The organism is Micromonospora sp. MH99 (assembly GCF_021442385.1).
Classification (GTDB): Bacteria; Actinomycetota; Actinomycetes; order Mycobacteriales; family Micromonosporaceae; genus Micromonospora.
This window is the reverse complement of record NZ_MUZA01000150.1, coordinates 1-1,723: the sequence shown is the minus strand read 5'-3', so window position 1 is coordinate 1,723 and position 1,723 is coordinate 1. Positions and strand designations below refer to the sequence as shown.

At 77.6% G+C, this 1,723-nt stretch carries 3 protein-coding genes and 1 pseudogene; 2 read left to right on the top strand and 2 right to left on the bottom strand.

Features of this window, described 5'->3' with window-relative positions; translation table 11 throughout:
* Positions 1 to 304 (bottom strand): NAD(P)H-hydrate epimerase (locus tag B0E54_RS32250; protein ID WP_234591617.1); only part of this gene is annotated, 304 nt, incomplete at its 3' end.
* Positions 305 to 358: 54 nt separating this feature from the next.
* Positions 359 to 727, bottom strand: coding sequence for a holo-ACP synthase (locus B0E54_RS32245; protein ID WP_234591615.1), 369 nt, complete (start codon positions 725 to 727; stop codon positions 359 to 361).
* Between the two features lie 173 nt (positions 728 to 900).
* Here B0E54_RS32245 and B0E54_RS32240 point away from each other — a divergent pair, with 173 nt between their 5' ends.
* Both B0E54_RS32240 and B0E54_RS32235 read left to right on the top strand, forming a co-directional pair.
* Entirely contained in the window at positions 901 to 1,197 is a 297-nt protein-coding gene (locus B0E54_RS32240) for a hypothetical protein (RefSeq protein WP_234591614.1), read from the top strand.
* Positions 1,194 to 1,723: pseudogene (locus B0E54_RS32235) on the top strand (hypothetical protein); the annotation flags it as partial. The gene B0E54_RS32240 and the pseudogene B0E54_RS32235, both read left to right, overlap by 4 nt.

Here is a 1,723-nt window from a genome sequence, read left to right as displayed (position 1 = left end):
CGGCGGCGCGCAGCGCGGCCAGGCCCGCGGCGTGCGCCCGTCCCGGGGAGGTCAGCAGGGCGGACACCTCGACGCCGCGGCGGGCCAGCCGTTCCCCGGCGTAGAGGGCGTCACCGCCGTTGTCGCCCGAGCCGACGAGCAGCAGCACCCGGCCGCCGTACACCCCGCCCCGCTCGGCGAGCAGCAGGGCGGCCCGGCGGGCCAACCCGGCGGCGGCCCGCTGCATCAGCGTGCCCTCCGGCAGGGTGCCCTTCAGCCCCGCCTCGGCCGCCCGTACGTCAGCCGCCCGCCACACCGCTCTCATGTCACCGTGCCCCATTCCGCTCGCGAGTGGGCCGTCACGGCCACCCGGCCGACGTCACCGTTCCGCGACCACCATCGCCGACGCGATCCCGCCGTCGTGCGACAGCGAGAGGTGCCAGTGGTTGATGCCCCGCTCGACGGCCGCAGTCGCGACGGTGCCCGAGACGGTCAGCCAGGGTCGACCGGTGTCATCGGGCACGATCTCGCAGTCGTGCCAGCTCAGCCCGGCCGGGGCGCCGAGCGCCTTGGCGACGGCCTCCTTCGCGGCGAACCGGGCGGCGAGCGACTCGGGCGAGCGTGGGGTGCCGGAGCGGGTGGCCCGCTCGGCCGCGGTGAAGAGCCGGTCGGCAAGCAGCGGCGTCCGCGCCAGGGACCGGGTGAACCGGTCGACCAGGACGACGTCGATGCCGACAGCGACGATCACCAGACCACCCTACCGGCGGCCGGGGCGGCAGATTAGCCGTCGGGCCCGCCGTGGGCAACGCCTGTGGACACACCGGAGTACGACACCAGCCGGCTGTCCACAGGGCACTCCGGCACGGCTCTGCCCTGCCTAGCGTCAGCGCGTGGATGCCGATCGTGCACGGGGGTGGGGTCATGACCGAGGAGCCGTTCGCCGTCCGGCCGCAGGAGCTGCGCGCCGTGGCCGGTGCGCTCGACGACGAGGCGTACCGGTTGGCGTGGGGCCTGGCCCGGACGGCCGGTTTGCTGGTGCCGGCGCCGGGTTGGCGGGCCGCCACGGCCCTCGCGGGGCTGGAGTCGGCCGCGCACGCGTGGTTCTGCCGGCTGGGGGCGGACGTGGCGCTGACCGCCGGTGGGGTCCGGGTCGCCGCCGAGGCGTACGAGACGGTGGACGACCGGGCCGCCGGCCGGTTCGCCGTCCTGCCCCGGTGAGCGGCGTCGGCTACCGCCAGCTCTGGGCCGCCGATCCGGGCGGCTGGCGGGTGGCCGGGGCGGCCTGGGCCGGGTTGACAGGTCCGGTCGAGCGGCACGCCGACGAGCTGGCCGGTTCCGCCGGGAGGTTGCGGGGCGGCTGGTCCGGCGCGGCAGCGGTGGCGGCGGATGCTCGGCTGGGCGGCCTGCGGGGCGAGGTGACCTCGGTGGCGCCCGCGCTGATCGAGGCCGATCAGGTGCTGTCCGAGCTGGCCGGGTGCCTCCTGGTGGCGAAGGCGCGGCTCGCCGAGGCGGTCGCCCGGGCCGACGCGGCCGGCCTGGTGGTGGACCGGTCCGGTGCTGTGCACGTCGATCCGACTCGCCTGCGACCGACCGAGCGGGCCGGCGCGGCCCAAGCGGGCGCGGGGGCGGCTCTGCGGAGAGCGCTGGAGTTGGCCGACGCGGCGGACCGGCAGGCCGCCGACCGGTTGGACGAGCTGGCCGGGGCCGCCGGCACCGGTTGGGCGTCCCCACCGCCGCCCGGCCG